Origin of the sequence: Mesorhizobium sp. M1066 (assembly GCF_040318635.1) — a bacterium.
Lineage (GTDB): Bacteria > Pseudomonadota > Alphaproteobacteria > Rhizobiales > Rhizobiaceae > Mesorhizobium.
In genome coordinates, this window is the sequence record NZ_JAMYMR010000072.1 from 1 (window position 1) to 13,394 (window position 13,394).

Below are 13,394 nucleotides of genomic sequence, written 5' to 3' on the forward strand. Positions count from 1 at the left end.
CGCGCCGTCCATCTGCGCGGCACCGGTGATCATGTTCTTCACATAGTCGGCGTGGCCGGGGCAGTCGACGTGAGCGTAGTGGCGGTTGGCCGTCTCGTATTCGACGTGCGCCGTCGAGATCGTGATGCCGCGCGCCTTCTCTTCAGGCGCGGCGTCGATCTGGTCGTAGCGCTTGTATTCGCCAAAATACTTGGTGATCGCAGCCGTCAGCGACGTCTTGCCATGGTCGACGTGGCCAATCGTGCCGATGTTCACGTGAGGCTTGTTACGCTCGAATTTACCTTTTGCCATTGTCTCTTTCCTTGGACGGCCCGGATCTTCAGTTCGGTCGAAGACGTTCAGTTCAGTCGAATGCGGGGCGATTAGCGACAAAGGCCAAAAAACACAAGCGTCTTTTGGCCGGGTGCCGTCTCACTCAGTCCGAACCATCGATCCGATTGCGGGGATATGACGCTGATATAGGAAGGCTCTGGGCAAAATGAAGGGGTAGCGGGCCGACCGATCGAGGCCGCGAAAGCGCTGGCTTGCTTGCCCGGCCCTGTCTGAATCATGGCCAGGCCATGGACCATTGCCGCCACCACCCGCCTCTGATCTTGTGACCAAATGCATTTAATCCCTGCCTCGATCCGCGGCCCGCTGTTCATGATCGTCTCGACGGGGTCGTATCTCGTCAACGACACGATGATGAAACTCGCGACGGCAGGCCTGCCGTCCTATGAAGTGCTGTTTCTGCGGGGTGCCGCGGCAGCCCTTTGGGGCTTCCCGCTGTTGTTCGCGCTGGGCTACGGCAAGCAGATCCCGCTGATCTTCGACAAGCGCGTACTGAGCCGGAACGTGCTCGAGCTGGCGGCGATCCTTTGCTATGTCGTCGCGCTCGCCAACATGCAGATCGCGGATTCCACCGCGCTCGGCCAGATCACGCCGCTCTTGATGCTGGTCGGCTCCTCGATCTTGTTTGGCGAGCGGATCGGCGGCCGGCGCATGGCGCTGATCGGGCTCGGCTTCGTCGGCGCGCTGATGGTGGCGCAGCCGACCATGCAAGGCATTTCGGTCTACGCCCTGCTGGCGCTCGGCAACGCAGCCCTCGCGGCGGCGCGCGACCTCGCCGGCCGGCGGGTCTCGGCCGAGGTGCCGGGGATGATCGTGGCGATTTCCGCAGTCGTGGTGGTGCTGATCGGCGCCGGCGCCGCGCATCTGGTTTCAGAGCGCTGGGTCATGCCCGGGGCACATCACCTGCTGCTGATGGCCGGCGCCGGATTTTTCCTGATCTTCGGCCATTTCTTCATCTTCATGGCCTATCGCGTCGGACCGACCAGCGCCGTGGCGCCGTTCTACTATTGCTTCACCGTCTGGGCGGTCATTTCGGGCCTGCTGGTGTTCGGGCAGTTCCCCAACACACTGGCGATCTGTGGCATCCTGCTGGTCGTCGGCAGCGGGCTGACCATCGTGTCGCTGGATCAGCGCCAGCGCCGGCTGGCCGTCGTCGCCTAATGCATGTCGCCCAAAAGTGGCCCCGGTTTTGGGAGAACGACATGCATAAAACAAAGACCTGGAGCCTCCGCATCCAAGCAGGCGTGCATGAGCAGTTGCCGGGCCGAAAAAAGATCGTCTAGTCGGCGAAGCATCGTTCGATCGACGACGAGATGATCAATCAGCCAAGGGAGTTCCCCTGACCGATTTTGACCAAAACAAGAGCTCCGACGCCGAGCACAAGGCCGCTATCCGCAAGTCGCTTGTCGGCTGGGCGGTGTTCATCGCGGGAACGCTGATCTTTTTCGTCGCCGCCGATGCAGTGTTGATGCCATAGACGAGCCGCTGCACGTACAGGCCTGAAGCCGGTCTTGCCTTCGGAAACTCGAAACCTCAGACGATCCGCAGGCGCCTAAAGCGTCCGCCTTGCGCTGAACTGATGATAGGCCCACAGAACGACCACCGCGCCGATCACGGCAACGATCAGACTGTAGATGTTGAGGCCCGTGACGCCTGACGCGCCGAAGGCACTGAAGATCAGACCGCCGACAATGGCGCCGACGATGCCCAGCACGATATCCATGATGACACCCTGGCCGGTCTTGTTGACGATCTTGCTGCCTATGAAACCGGCGATCACGCCGAGAATGATCCAGCTGATGATACCCATTTTTTCCTCTCCATCCCCTCGCCAGCCGACATTTTCATAGGATTGTCAAAACCTCAAGCCAGCTTGAAATTCCGCCCGAATGCTTCATTGTTGATGAGGGGTCGGGCCTTGGTCGCTATGGAGGATCCACTATGGGACTTTTTGACAATGCCGTTCCCGGCGGCAACATCACCAAACCCCTGATGATCGCGCTCGGCGCATTGCTGGTCGGCAAGATGCTGAGCGGCAGAAGTGCCGAAGAGCCAGAGCAGTCTCCCGCGCCCGCTCCGACCGCCCCCGTCCCGACGGAAACCACATCCGCCGATGGTGGCCTGGCTGGCGGATTGGGCGGCCTGCTCGACAAGCTCAGAAATGCCGGCCACGGCAATGCCGCCGACTCCTGGGTCGGCACCGGGCAGAACCAGCCGATCAACGCCAACGATCTTGGCGCCGCGATCGGACCGCAGATCATTCGCGAGATCGCGCAACGGACCGGGCTGGACGAGCAGGAACTGCTCAAGCAACTGTCCACCGCCCTGCCCGGCATCGTCGACAGACTGACGCCGAACGGCCAGGTGCCGCAGCAGCACCAGGTCGCCACCGCGTTCAACAGCTGACGCGGCGCGGACACTGCAATTGGAGCGCTGCGCCTCGTGCGCAGTGTTCCCGCTTGTCGGTGATGGGATGAGTGTCTGGAGCGGGTAGCGGGAATCGAACCCGCATATTCAGCTTGGAAGGCTGCTGCTCTACCACTGAGCTATACCCGCGCCGTTCCTGAAGTACCGGATTCATCCGAAAAGCGCCATGCACTTTTCGGTCCGATTCTTGTCACGTTTCAGGGCTTCCGGGCCGGCAGTGGTGGAGAGGGTTGGATTCGAACCAACGTAAGCTAAGCTAACGGATTTACAGTCCGTCCCCTTTAACCACTCGGGCACCTCTCCAGTCTGCCGCCGGAGCCATGCAACGAGGCATTCACGCCGATCCGGACCCGAGTTATGTGTTCTCCGAAACCAGCGCAGCGCCTTATGGCGGCAAGCCCATTGGGTGTCAACCGCGCAACCAGGGTTTTTCGTTTCTGTTCGCCGGCTGTAGTGACAGGCCATATCCTTGGCCGGAGGACACCGCTATAGAAGCCAGCCATGAGCGACAAAACCAACACCCTCAAAGACACCCATTACGCCAAGCTGCGCCGCGCCTATCGCGACGAGAAAAGCGGCGGCGCGCCGGCGTTCAGGCCGCGACAGCCGGTTCGGCCGGGCGAAAATGCCGCGGACGGCCTGGTGCGGCTCTACGGCCTGCACACCGTGCGCGCCGCACTCGACAATCCGCGCCGCAAGATCAGGAAGATGCTGGTGACGCGCAACGCGGCCGAGCGACTGGAAATCGCCGATCTCGCCGCCCTGCCCTTCAAGACCGAACTGGTCGAACCCAGGGACATCGACAAGATCACCGGGTCGGACGCCGTGCATCAGGGTGTGCTGATCGAGGCCGAGCCGCTTAAAGCCAAGCGGCTCGATGCGCTTGGTGACGCGAAGCTGGTGCTGGTGCTCGACCAGATCACCGACCCGCACAATGTCGGGGCCATCCTGCGCTCGGCGGTCGCCTTCGGCGCCGGCGCGCTGATCACCACGGCCCGCCACAGCCCGCAGGAATCGGGCGTGCTGGCGAAATCCGCCTCCGGCGCGCTGGAGCACATCGACCAGATCGAGGTGAAGAACCTCGCCGACGCGCTCGGCCAGCTGCACGAGGCGGGCTTCCGCACCATCGGGCTTGATTCGGACGCGCCGGCCGAGCTCGAAAAGAGCTTTGCCGGGGAAAAGATCGCTCTGGTGCTGGGCGCCGAAGGCAAGGGCCTGCGCCAGAAGACCCGCGAGACGGTGACGACGCTGGCTCGGCTCGACATGCCCGGCGCCATCCATTCGCTCAACGTGTCTAATGCCGCGGCGATCAGCCTTTACGTGGCGCGGACATTTTTGAAGCGCGGCTAGAGCAATTCTAGGAAAAGTGTGAAGCGGTTTTCCTTCCAGAATTGCGTCAAGACAAAGAGTTAGAGCATTTCGCCATTTCCGTGAAACGGTGGAATGCTCTAAGCCAAAAATATCTCGAAACGAGAAACGGGTCCCGACAGACGCCGGAACCCGTTCTTCGACGGGCCAGGAGTTTGCGGCTTGGGAACGTTGCGCCGCCCTCTCCCGACCTATGCCGCTTTGCCCCGGGCGTCGGCTGCCTCGCTGCCGACCTCGAAATTGGCCATCCGCTCCAGCGCCCTGACCAGCGCCGAATGATCCTCCTTGGCGCCGCCATTGGCCGCGCAGGAATTGAACAGCTGCTGAGTCGTCGAGGTGTTGGGCAAGGAAACGCCGAGCGCCTTCGCGCCCTCCAGCGCGAGGTTCAGATCCTTCTGGTGCAGTTCGATGCGGAAACCAGGCGCGAAGGTGCGCTTGACCATGCGCTCGCCATGCACTTCCAGAATGCGCGAAGCCGCCAGCCCGCCCATCAGCGCCTGCCTGACCTTGGCCGGATCGGCGCCGGCTTTCGATGCAAAAACAAGCGCTTCGGCGACGGCTTCAATGGTCAGCGCAACGACGATCTGGTTGGCCACCTTGGTGGTCTGGCCGACGCCATTCGGCCCGACCAGGGTGATGTTCTTTCCCATCTTCTCGAACACGGGTTTTGCGCGCTCGAAGGGTTTTTCCTCGCCGCCGACCATGATGGTCAGCGACCCCGCCTTGGCGCCAACCTCGCCGCCCGAGACCGGTGCATCGAGATAGTCGCAGCCGAGATCGTTGATCTTCTTTGCGAACATTTTGGTCTCGATCGGGGAGATCGAGCTCATGTCGATGACCAGCTTGCCCTTCGACAGGCCGGACGCGACGCCATTGTCGCTAAACAGCACATCGGCCACCTGCGGGGTGTCGGGCACCATCAGGATGATGATGTCTGCAGCCTTGGCCACGGCGGCGTGGCCGGTGACGGTCTTCAGGCCTTTGGCGACGAGATCGGCCGGCGGCTTGGAGCGATGGTCGCTGGCGATGACCTTGTAACCCGCGTCCAGCAGATGCCCCGCCATCGGCGCGCCCATGATGCCGAGGCCGATGAAGCCGATGATTTCCATTGTGGTTCTCCAAATGACTGTGTGAAACGCCCCCTCTAGTGCTTACGCCGCAGCACTTCCCTGCCCGGCCAACTCCCGAAGCCACCCCAAGCCAGCCTCCGTCCCGGCCTTAGGCTTGTACTCAGCCCCGACCCAGCCGGCATAACCGATGCGGTCGATATGCTCGTACAGAAACGGAAAATTGATCTCGCCCGTCCCCGGCTCGTGACGGCCGGGATTATCCGCAAGCTGAATATGCGCGATGCGGCCAAGGTTAGCCTCGATGGTCCGGGCGAGATCCCCCTCCATGATCTGCATGTGATAGATGTCGTATTGCAGGAACAGGTTTTTCGAGCCGACGCGATCGATCAGCGCCAAGGCCTGATCGGAATAGTTGAGGAAGAAGCCCGGAATATCGCGCGTGTTGATCGGCTCTATCAGCAGCCTGATGCCGGCCTGCTCCAGCTTTTCCGCCGCGAAGGCGAGGTTTTCGGCAAAGACATCCTCCAGCACCTTGCGGTCGGCGCTGGCCGGCGCGATGCCGGCCAGGCAATTGACCTGCTGGCAGCCGAGCGCCTGCGCGTAGGTGATCGCCTTGGCGATGCCCTGGCGGAATTCCGGCACACGGTCCGGCAGCACCGCAATGCCGCGTTCGCCCTTGCCCCAGTCGCCGGCCGGAAGATTGAACAGCACCTGGGTCAGACCGTTCTTCTTCAGCCGGGCCGCGACGACATCGGGCGCATGGTCGTAGGGGCCGATATATTCGACGCCCTTGAAGCCGGCGCGAGCGGCGGCATCGAAACGGTCGAGGAACTCATGCTCGCCAAAGAGCATCGAAAGATTGGCTGAAAACCGCGGCATTCTTTTTCTCCTAATCCAACATCACGATCGCTGTCGGCGCATCTTCCTGATGTTCGGCAAGCTCCTCGAATTCGGTGATCTTGTCGATCTCGGTGCCCATGGAGATGTTGGTGACGCGTTCGAGGATGAATTCGAGCACGACCGGCACCCGGTGTTCTTTCATCAGCCGCTGCGCCTCCTTGAAGGCGGCGGCGAACTCTTCCGGCTTGCGCACCCTGACCGCCTTGCAGCCCATCGCTTCGGCGACCGCAACGTGGTCGACGCCATAGCCGGCCTCCGGTTCGCCTGATCGGTTGATATTCTCGAAGGCGAGATCGACCTCGAAATCCATCGAGAACCCACGCTGCGCCTGGCGGATCAGGCCGAGATAGGCGTTGTTCACGACGACATGCAGATAGGGCAATTTGTGCTGTGCGCCGACCGCCAGTTCCTCGATCATGAACTGGAAATCATAGTCGCCCGACAGCGCCACGATGGTGCGGTCCGGGTCGGCGGCGCGAACGCCAAGAGCAGCCGGCAAGGTCCAGCCGAGCGGGCCGGCCTGGCCGCAATTGATCCAGTTGCGCGGCTTGTAGACATGCAGGAACTGCGCCCCGGCAATCTGCGACAGGCCGATCGTGGTGACATAGGTGACGTCGCGGCCGAACGCCTTGTTCATCTCCTCATAGACACGCTGCGGCTTCAGCGGCACCTGGTCGAAATGCGTCTTGCGCTTCATCGTCTTCTTGCGGGCCTGGCATTCCTTAGCCCAGCCGGACCAGTCGCGCAGCTTGCCCGCCGTCTTCCACTCGGTGGCGACGTCGAGCAGCATCTTCAGTGCGGCACCGGCATCCGAAACGACGCCGAGATCCGGCGCGAAGACACGGCCGATCTGCGTCGGCTCGATGTCGACATGGATGAATTTTTTGCCCTTGGTGTAGACATCGACGGAGCCGGTGTGGCGGTTGGCCCAGCGGTTGCCGATGCCGAAGACGAAGTCCGCTTCCAGCATCGTCGCATTGCCATAGCGGTGCGAGGTCTGCAGTCCGCACATGCCGGCCATCAGCCGGTGGTCGTCGGGGATCGCTCCCCAGCCCATCAAGGTCGGGATGACCGGCACGCCTGAAATCTCAGCGAATTCGATGAGCAGATCGGACGCATCGGCGTTGATGATACCGCCGCCGGCGACGATCAGCGGCTTTTCGGCGGCGTTGAGCATCGTCAACGCCTTTTCGGCCTGGGCGCGCGTCATGGCCGGCTTGAACGGCGTCAACGGCTCATAGGCGTCGATGTCGAATTCGATTTCGGCGAGTTGCACGTCGACCGGCAGGTCGATCAGCACCGGGCCGGGACGTGACGAGCGCATCAGGTGAAACGCCTTCTGCAGCGCCATCGGGACGAGGTAGGGTTCCATGACGGTGACCGCCCACTTGGCGACCGGCGCGGCAATGGCTGATATGTCGACGGCCTGGAAATCCTCCTTGTTCAGCCGCGCCCGCGGCGCCTGACCAGTGATGCACAGGATCGGAATGGAATCCGCGGCGGCCGAATAGAGCCCGGTGATCATGTCGGTGCCGGCTGGACCCGAAGTGCCGATGCACAGGCCGATATTGCCCGCCTTGGCGCGGGTGAAACCTTCCGCCATGTGCGAGGCGCCCTCGACGTGACGGGCAAGCACATGGCGGATCGTGCCCCTCGCCTTCATTGCCGAATAGAACGGATTGATCGCCGCGCCCGGCACGCCGAAAGCGCAGGAAATGCCTTCCTTTTCGAGAACGAGAACCGCGGCATCGACAGCGCGCATCCTGGCCATTTTCCAGCCCTCCACAGGTTTGTCATTGTTGGATTGGCCAAGGATGTCAGCACGCCGGTTATTTTTCAATTTTTTCAGAATATTTTTTCATTTCTAGAAAACGGCGTCATTTTCTTGATTTTATTTGATTTTCTGTTTTCCAAGAATCCACCCGCGAACATAGTGAAAAACTTTTTCATTGTGCATTTGGCGAAACCGGCCGAGATTGACTGCATGGAAACCACCGAAAAACGCCAGCGCGGACGGCCGCGCGCTTTCAACGGGCCATGGGAGGCCAGCTCGGTGCAGTCGCTCGACCGGGCGCTGCGCATCCTGGCCATTGTCGCGGAAGGCAGCGGCCTGTCGCTGAGCGAGATCTCTGCGCAGAGCGGCCTTGCCGCCTCCACCGCCTACCGCATGCTGACGACGCTGCAAAACCACGGCATGGTCGAATTCGACACATCAGACCAGCTCTGGTCGATCGGCGTCGAGACCTACCGCATGGGCGCGGCCTTCCTGCGCCGCCGCAAGCTGGTCGACCGCGCCCGTGTCGTCATGCAGGAGCTGATGGAAAGAACCGGCGAGACCGCCAATCTCGGCGTCGCCGAGGACGATTGCGTGGTCTTCGTCAGCCAGATCGAGACGCACCAGGCGATCCGCGCCTTCTTCCGGCCGGGCACGCGCAGCCCGTTCCATGCGTCGGGCATCGGCAAGGCGGTGCTGGCGCATCTCGAGCCGGAGCGCGTCGGCGTCATCTTGCGCAAGGCCGGACTGCAGCGCTTCACAGACAGGACGCTTTCCGACATTTCGGCGCTTGCCCACGATCTGGCGCGGATCAAGCTGCGCGGCTGGTCGGTCGACGACGAGGAGCGGCATCCCGGCATGCGCTGCGTGGCAGCCGCCATCTTCAACGAATTCGGCGAGCCGATCGGCGGCGTTTCGGTGTCGGGACCAACGGTGCGGGTGACGCCGGAGCGGCTGGCCGAGATCGGCCCGCTGGTGCGCGATGCCGCCGCCGAGGTGACCCGGATGATCGGCGGGGTGAAGGCGGCCCGATAGCGAGGCTCTACGCCAAGATCACCGCGCCGGACGCCGCGGGTCGCTTTTGCGAGGCCGGCTGTCGGAGGTAGTCGCCTGAGGTTCGCGCTGCCCCTCATCTGCCTGCCGGCATCTTCTCCCCGTATGGTGACGGGGAGAAGGACGATGTCTAAACGATTTCGCCAATCTCCAACGCGGCTAAAAAAGTGCGGAGTGCTGCGGCTAGCGTCCTTCTCCCCGTTTTACGGGGAGAAGATGCCGACAGGCAGATGAGGGGCGGCGCCAACATTGGCTGTCGATCAATTCGACAAGAGCTTTGCCCCCAACAGCGAAAAGAGAGGCTGCGGGGGCGCCCCTCTTTTCAGTGATTGAAACGCCACCTCCTCTCAGAGACGGCAGTAGTGACGGTAGCCGTCGTGGCCGACATAGGTATCGGAGTCGCCGTCGTAGCTGGCGTAGCGATCGTAGCAGCGGCGGACATGCCACGAGCCGCCGTCTTCGTCGACATAGACGGTGCGGGGCTGGGCGAGCAGGCTGCCGAGGACGAAGCCGCCGACGCCGGCGGCAATGCCGATGCCGATTTCGCGGTTGTGGTGATGGCTGTGGGCGGCCGAGGGCTGGACGGTGCCGGCCAGCGTGGCGGCGGCAACTGCAGTGGCGATGAGGCCGGAAACGAGTGTGTTCTTGAACATGACGATCTCCTTGCTTCGTTGACCGAGGCGATCCATCCGCCTCTTGATCATCTGTCGTCGCGGCCCGAAAAAAGGTTCGAATCTTTTTTCGACTTTTCTGGGATCGGGGAAATCGGATCGACCGAGGTCATGCTGACGGCGACCTTGCGAGAGCTTGGCGAAGAAGTTGATGCGGCTGATCTCCCCCCTTGCGGGGGAGATGCCCGGCAGGGCAGAGGGGGGTTCTGTCCCGCCAGCTTGTCAACCAATCAGGGCGAGGCAACCGCACGGACAAAATAGAGAAAGTTCATGGGGAAGCCGGTGATCCTTCACACCCCCCTCTGTCCTGCCGGACATCTCCCCCGCAAAGGGGGAGATCGGCGGCTTTGCCGTCCCACTTCACAAGGTGATCGCCAACGCGAAAAGGGCGGCCGAAGCCGCCCTCTTGGAAGAATGGGTCTCTCCATCAAAGGAAAATGATCACCCTGCCGTGCCTGTGGTGATGGTTGTGGTGGTGGTTGTAGTGCTTCCACCAGAACTTCTTGAAGTGCTTCTTGTGATGGTTGTGGTGGTGATGGTGATGGCCGTGCATGCCGTGGGCGGACGACGTGCCGACAGTGCCGGCGAGCGCGCCGGTGACGACGAAGACGGCGACGAGGCCTGAGGTAAGAATGCGCTTCAACATGATGATCTCCTGGATCTTTTGATCGAGGCGACCCATTCGCCTCTAACCATCAGTCGGCGCGGCGCGGCAAAAGGTTCGAAGGGCTTGGAGATTTTTTTTTGTGGGGCGCCATTGGCGCAAACGAGCAACGACGGCAAGGGACACCAATGAACCGTCGCCCCCTATTCCCCTATTCCCCTATTCCCCTATTCCCCTATTCCCCAATTTCCTCACCCCATGCCCGTCACATGACGCAGCCAGAACGCCAGCGCGATGAAGCCGATGATGGTGGTGACGCCGGTCCAGTCGACATTGGCCTTCTTCACATCGCTGATGATCTTCACCAGCAGCATCCAGGCCACGAAGATGATCGGGAGAATGATGACAAATCTGATCATGCGACACCCCTGCGCGAAGCGATTGCACCTCCCCTGGATGTAGGAAGCGATCCGGCGCTTTTCAGCATGCCCTGCCCCGACAGCGCATGGGACATGCCGGGAAAAAATGGAGTTTTGTCTTTACTGGCGCAACAAATATGCTAACCGGAGCGCCGTGCCCTTGTAGCTCAGCTGGTAGAGCAGCGGTTTTGTAAACCGAAGGTCGGCGGTTCGATTCCGTCCGGGGGCACCAGCACAGTGCGAAATGACAGATTCAAGCAATTAAATCTATCGTCGCCGAGTTCGACCTGCTGCCATTGCGACACCTTTTAAGAGTCGCCCCGCCCAAGGACAATTCCTACGGCAACCGTTCTGTAGAGGCTCAACGTCGACAAGGCGCCGCGCGTCCGCGTGCAACCATTGATCGCTTTCTGCATTGTTACCCGCATAACGAGCGGAGATAGCAACAATGTGGATCTTGGCGGCTGTTTGTATTGGGTTCGCGTTAGCCTTGTCTCTGGGGTGGGCTATGGGGCTTTCGAAGTAGGTGAACATAGTGATCCGCCCACTGAAGCAGTGTTCGCCTTCCAATACGCGGACTTGCTCTAATGAGAGGGTTCGCCTCCGTTCGCTGCTGTTGGGTGTTGCTGATTGAGCAGTGTCGACAGCGCCGTAATAATCTGGGGGAGGAAGAATGGCTTGACGATCATCACGCTGTCTGGGACGCCTTCAGACCCCCACAAATCCGCACTATCGCCGCTGACGTAGACCACAGGTAGGCTTGAGTTGCCTCGCCTTACATGCCTGGCTATTTCCCACCCAGATTCTCCTGAGCCGAGGCGAATGTCCGTAAGGAGGCCGGCGAACTTGCTTGGATCCTCATCAAACGCCTCCACGGCGGCTTCGGCATTCGGCACTCCTACGACGAGAAAGCCAGCTTCCTGCAAAGCTGTTTCAAGGTCGAGCAGGATCAGGGGTTCGTCTTCGACGACCAGAATAGCAATGTCGCTCATGAGGCCCCCTACGTCGGCCAAAGCAACGGCGGGACAGAACTTTAGTTCCATCTAAAGGGTAACTTGGATGTGATATGGCTTGGTATGAAACCAACCTACGCCTCGCTTTTGACCCGCCTATGAACGCCATTGACACCGTGCTGAATGACCTGGAGCTAGCACGTGCCCTGCGCGCCAGCCTTGCGCATGAGCGGGCCCGAATGCGTGCGCTGCTCGACGATATCGCTCATGTTCGCATGGAAGTCAGAGACGCCGCCGCAATCCGGTCTCATGTGCGTTCTTCACCCGACGACAAAAAGTTCTTACGGTTTGAAGAGGCCAGCGCGCCGTGTCTCTTCCCGCCCGCAACATAGCAACGGAGCCATTGTACGAATCGTACCCAACGGCTGGTTTGACGTTTAAATGTAGCCTCTGATCGATTTCAGGAGGATAAATCTCCATCGCCTGCTAACTTTTTGGGCGCAGGCGACTGAGAGATAGCTGAGATGCGGTGCTCTTGCCCCAAACTGGGAGGCGAGAGCGTGGCTCAGCTTCATCAACCGCACATCCGTAATCGGCTACTGACGTCTTTGTCGCCAGATGACTTCGCGCTCATCGCGCCGCATCTCGAACCGGTCACGTTGGGGGTCCGCGAACACTTGTTCAAAGCGGAGCAGCAGATCACGCATGTAACCTTCCCGGAACGAGGGATTGCCTCAATTGTCGCCGACACCGAGGAAGGACGGTTTGAGGTAGGCATGGTCGGATCAGAGGGCCTCGCGGGAATTTCTGTCGTGCTCGGCGTCGACCGCACGCCTCACACCTGCATGGTTCAGGCTGCGGGTGAAGCATTTCGTATTGGGGCGGCCGAGTTGCAGGCGGCGATGGATCACGGCCCCACGCTGCGCGAGCTTCTTCTTCGCTTCGTGCATACCTTCATCGTGCAAGTCAGTCAGACCGCGTATGCCAATGCTGGCTACTCCATCGAGGAGCGGCTGGCGCGCTGGCTGCTTATGACCCATGATCGGCTGGAACAGGACGACATGCCTGTAACGCATGAGTTCATGAGCATCATGCTGGGCGCGCGTCGCCCCGGTGTGACCCTTGCGGTGCAGATGCTGGAGGGCGTCGGTGCGATCAAGAACACGCGTGGTCAGATCCTGCTGAAGGATCGCGCCAAGCTGGAATCGATCGCAGGACAGGCCTATGGTTATGCCGAGAGGGAATACTCGAACGTGTTCCAGTTCCCCATCAAGCGAGAGCAATGAGAGGGGCACTTGCGCTACTTCATGAACGTGCGCTGCCGGGGAAGGCTAATCCCCGACCACGAGGGCGACGAACTGGCCGATGACAGCGCCGTGCACGGCCATGCATTGGCGAACGCGCGTGATCTCGTTTTCAACACTCGCATGGACACGATGCGCAGTTGGTTCGACTGCAGCTTCGAAGTCACGGACGAGAGCGGCAGAACGGTGCTCGTGATGCCGTTCAGCGAGGTGGTTGAGGATCGGTTCTGAACTGCCACCCGCTGCCCCATTCACGGCGGCAGCGGGCGTGTCCAAGGAGGACGTGCCGGGAGGGCGGTCCCTGCCAAGCCATAACCATTAGCATTACCTGATGTTCCATCAAGTAGGCCCGGACCACTTGGGTGAGTACCGATGCGGGTCCGACCAAGGTTGCCCTTTCTTCGACCAGCAGCGCGGGGCGCGCTGCCGCTAAGAACCCCTAGAGCGGGATGAAATGAGACTGAATCGGCTTGGGATTCCCTTAGGCGTGCAAATCTGATTCAACCTTCATGCTGGGCAAG

Annotated in this window: 16 protein-coding genes and 3 tRNA genes; 8 read left to right on the forward strand and 11 right to left on the reverse strand. The window is 61.0% G+C overall.

What is annotated here, in order from left to right:
• On the reverse strand, positions 1-291 hold a 291-nt coding region (locus NKH52_RS34245), incomplete at its 3' end, for a GTP-binding protein (RefSeq protein WP_352968460.1).
• A 312-nt stretch (positions 292-603) separates the two neighbouring features.
• Here NKH52_RS34245 and NKH52_RS34250 point away from each other — a divergent pair.
• Positions 604-1,491: a DMT family transporter gene (locus tag NKH52_RS34250; RefSeq protein ID WP_352736689.1), complete on the forward strand. Its 888-nt coding sequence runs from the start codon at positions 604-606 to the stop codon at positions 1,489-1,491.
• A gap of 391 nt (positions 1,492-1,882) precedes the next feature.
• On the opposite strand, the gene NKH52_RS34255 is transcribed toward NKH52_RS34250, so the two are convergent.
• Entirely contained in the window at positions 1,883-2,140 is a 258-nt protein-coding gene (locus NKH52_RS34255; RefSeq protein WP_352719748.1) for a GlsB/YeaQ/YmgE family stress response membrane protein, read from the reverse strand.
• Positions 2,141-2,271: 131 nt separating this feature from the next.
• On the opposite strand from NKH52_RS34255, the gene NKH52_RS34260 reads away from it, so the two are divergent.
• On the forward strand, positions 2,272-2,736 hold the full coding sequence (locus NKH52_RS34260) for a YidB family protein (protein ID WP_352439971.1): 465 nt from the start codon (positions 2,272-2,274) through the stop codon (positions 2,734-2,736).
• A 76-nt stretch (positions 2,737-2,812) separates the two neighbouring features.
• On the opposite strand, the gene NKH52_RS34265 is transcribed toward NKH52_RS34260, so the two are convergent.
• Both NKH52_RS34265 and NKH52_RS34270 read right to left on the reverse strand, forming a co-directional pair.
• Positions 2,813-2,886 (reverse strand) — tRNA-Gly (locus NKH52_RS34265).
• Between the two features lie 89 nt (positions 2,887-2,975).
• Positions 2,976-3,060: transfer RNA gene (locus tag NKH52_RS34270), tRNA-Tyr, on the reverse strand.
• 198 nt (positions 3,061-3,258) lie between these two features.
• Here NKH52_RS34270 and rlmB point away from each other — a divergent pair.
• Complete coding sequence (gene rlmB / locus NKH52_RS34275; RefSeq protein WP_352736692.1) at positions 3,259-4,107, forward strand: 23S rRNA (guanosine(2251)-2'-O)-methyltransferase RlmB; 849 nt, start codon at positions 3,259-3,261, stop codon at positions 4,105-4,107.
• Between the two features lie 209 nt (positions 4,108-4,316).
• Here the strand turns inward: rlmB and NKH52_RS34280 are convergent, their stop codons facing one another.
• Genes NKH52_RS34280 through gcl form a run of 3 tightly spaced genes read right to left on the reverse strand, consistent with a single transcriptional unit; the run spans position 4,317 to position 7,866 of the window.
• Positions 4,317-5,234 (reverse strand): 2-hydroxy-3-oxopropionate reductase, encoded by a 918-nt coding sequence (locus NKH52_RS34280; RefSeq protein WP_352736694.1) that lies wholly within the window; start codon positions 5,232-5,234, stop codon positions 4,317-4,319.
• Positions 5,235-5,276: 42 nt separating this feature from the next.
• Positions 5,277-6,074 (reverse strand): 2-oxo-tetronate isomerase, encoded by a 798-nt coding sequence (otnI, locus tag NKH52_RS34285; RefSeq protein WP_352556243.1) that lies wholly within the window; start codon positions 6,072-6,074, stop codon positions 5,277-5,279.
• A 10-nt stretch (positions 6,075-6,084) separates the two neighbouring features.
• On the reverse strand, positions 6,085-7,866 hold the full coding sequence (gene gcl, locus NKH52_RS34290; protein WP_352736696.1) for a glyoxylate carboligase: 1,782 nt from the start codon (positions 7,864-7,866) through the stop codon (positions 6,085-6,087).
• Positions 7,867-8,079: 213 nt separating this feature from the next.
• Here gcl and bhcR point away from each other — a divergent pair, with 213 nt between their 5' ends.
• Complete coding sequence (bhcR, locus tag NKH52_RS34295; protein WP_352736698.1) at positions 8,080-8,904, forward strand: HTH-type transcriptional regulator BhcR; 825 nt, start codon at positions 8,080-8,082, stop codon at positions 8,902-8,904.
• Between the two features lie 365 nt (positions 8,905-9,269).
• On the opposite strand, the gene NKH52_RS34300 is transcribed toward bhcR, so the two are convergent.
• The 3 genes from NKH52_RS34300 to NKH52_RS34310 all read right to left on the reverse strand — a co-directional run bounded on the left by NKH52_RS34300 (position 9,270) and on the right by NKH52_RS34310 (position 10,616).
• Positions 9,270-9,575 carry a BA14K family protein gene (locus tag NKH52_RS34300; RefSeq protein WP_352736700.1) on the reverse strand — a complete coding sequence of 102 codons (306 nt, stop codon included), beginning with the start codon at positions 9,573-9,575 and terminating at the stop codon, positions 9,270-9,272.
• A gap of 445 nt (positions 9,576-10,020) precedes the next feature.
• Positions 10,021-10,239 (reverse strand): hypothetical protein, encoded by a 219-nt coding sequence (locus NKH52_RS34305; RefSeq protein ID WP_352736702.1) that lies wholly within the window; start codon positions 10,237-10,239, stop codon positions 10,021-10,023.
• Positions 10,240-10,448: 209 nt separating this feature from the next.
• Complete coding sequence (locus NKH52_RS34310; protein WP_013531392.1) at positions 10,449-10,616, reverse strand: hypothetical protein; 168 nt, start codon at positions 10,614-10,616, stop codon at positions 10,449-10,451.
• 156 nt (positions 10,617-10,772) lie between these two features.
• On the opposite strand from NKH52_RS34310, the gene NKH52_RS34315 reads away from it, so the two are divergent.
• Positions 10,773-10,848, forward strand: a tRNA-Thr gene (locus NKH52_RS34315).
• A gap of 352 nt (positions 10,849-11,200) precedes the next feature.
• Here the strand turns inward: NKH52_RS34315 and NKH52_RS34320 are convergent.
• Positions 11,201-11,608, reverse strand: coding sequence for a response regulator (locus NKH52_RS34320; protein WP_352736704.1), 408 nt, complete (start codon positions 11,606-11,608; stop codon positions 11,201-11,203).
• A gap of 74 nt (positions 11,609-11,682) precedes the next feature.
• On the opposite strand from NKH52_RS34320, the gene NKH52_RS34325 reads away from it, so the two are divergent.
• The 3 genes from NKH52_RS34325 (at position 11,683) to NKH52_RS34335 (ending at position 13,104) form a co-directional block, all read left to right on the forward strand.
• Positions 11,683-11,961: a hypothetical protein gene (locus NKH52_RS34325; RefSeq protein ID WP_352736706.1), complete on the forward strand. Its 279-nt coding sequence runs from the start codon at positions 11,683-11,685 to the stop codon at positions 11,959-11,961.
• A gap of 168 nt (positions 11,962-12,129) precedes the next feature.
• Positions 12,130-12,855, forward strand: coding sequence for a Crp/Fnr family transcriptional regulator (locus NKH52_RS34330; RefSeq protein WP_352736708.1), 726 nt, complete (start codon positions 12,130-12,132; stop codon positions 12,853-12,855).
• 9 nt (positions 12,856-12,864) lie between these two features.
• Entirely contained in the window at positions 12,865-13,104 is a 240-nt protein-coding gene (locus NKH52_RS34335) for a DUF6894 family protein (RefSeq protein WP_127291335.1), read from the forward strand.
• The last annotated feature ends 290 nt before the right edge of the window (positions 13,105-13,394 follow it).

What these genes read in the sequence shown, in the direction of transcription:
- NKH52_RS34250 (WP_352736689.1), top strand. Translation starts at nt 604, where the DNA reads ATGCATTTAATCCCTGCCTCGATCCGCGGCCCGCTGTTCATGATCGTC.
- NKH52_RS34255 (WP_352719748.1), bottom strand. Translation starts at nt 2,140, where the DNA reads ATGGGTATCATCAGCTGGATCATTCTCGGCGTGATCGCCGGTTTCATA.
- NKH52_RS34260 (WP_352439971.1), top strand. Translation starts at nt 2,272, where the DNA reads ATGGGACTTTTTGACAATGCCGTTCCCGGCGGCAACATCACCAAACCC.
- rlmB (WP_352736692.1), top strand. Translation starts at nt 3,259, where the DNA reads ATGAGCGACAAAACCAACACCCTCAAAGACACCCATTACGCCAAGCTG.
- NKH52_RS34280 (WP_352736694.1), bottom strand. Translation starts at nt 5,234, where the DNA reads ATGGAAATCATCGGCTTCATCGGCCTCGGCATCATGGGCGCGCCGATG.
- otnI (WP_352556243.1), bottom strand. Translation starts at nt 6,074, where the DNA reads ATGCCGCGGTTTTCAGCCAATCTTTCGATGCTCTTTGGCGAGCATGAG.
- gcl (WP_352736696.1), bottom strand. Translation starts at nt 7,866, where the DNA reads ATGGCCAGGATGCGCGCTGTCGATGCCGCGGTTCTCGTTCTCGAAAAG.
- bhcR (WP_352736698.1), top strand. Translation starts at nt 8,080, where the DNA reads ATGGAAACCACCGAAAAACGCCAGCGCGGACGGCCGCGCGCTTTCAAC.
- NKH52_RS34300 (WP_352736700.1), bottom strand. Translation starts at nt 9,575, where the DNA reads ATGTTCAAGAACACACTCGTTTCCGGCCTCATCGCCACTGCAGTTGCC.
- NKH52_RS34305 (WP_352736702.1), bottom strand. Translation starts at nt 10,239, where the DNA reads ATGTTGAAGCGCATTCTTACCTCAGGCCTCGTCGCCGTCTTCGTCGTC.
- NKH52_RS34310 (WP_013531392.1), bottom strand. Translation starts at nt 10,616, where the DNA reads ATGATCAGATTTGTCATCATTCTCCCGATCATCTTCGTGGCCTGGATG.
- NKH52_RS34320 (WP_352736704.1), bottom strand. Translation starts at nt 11,608, where the DNA reads ATGAGCGACATTGCTATTCTGGTCGTCGAAGACGAACCCCTGATCCTG.
- NKH52_RS34325 (WP_352736706.1), top strand. Translation starts at nt 11,683, where the DNA reads ATGGCTTGGTATGAAACCAACCTACGCCTCGCTTTTGACCCGCCTATG.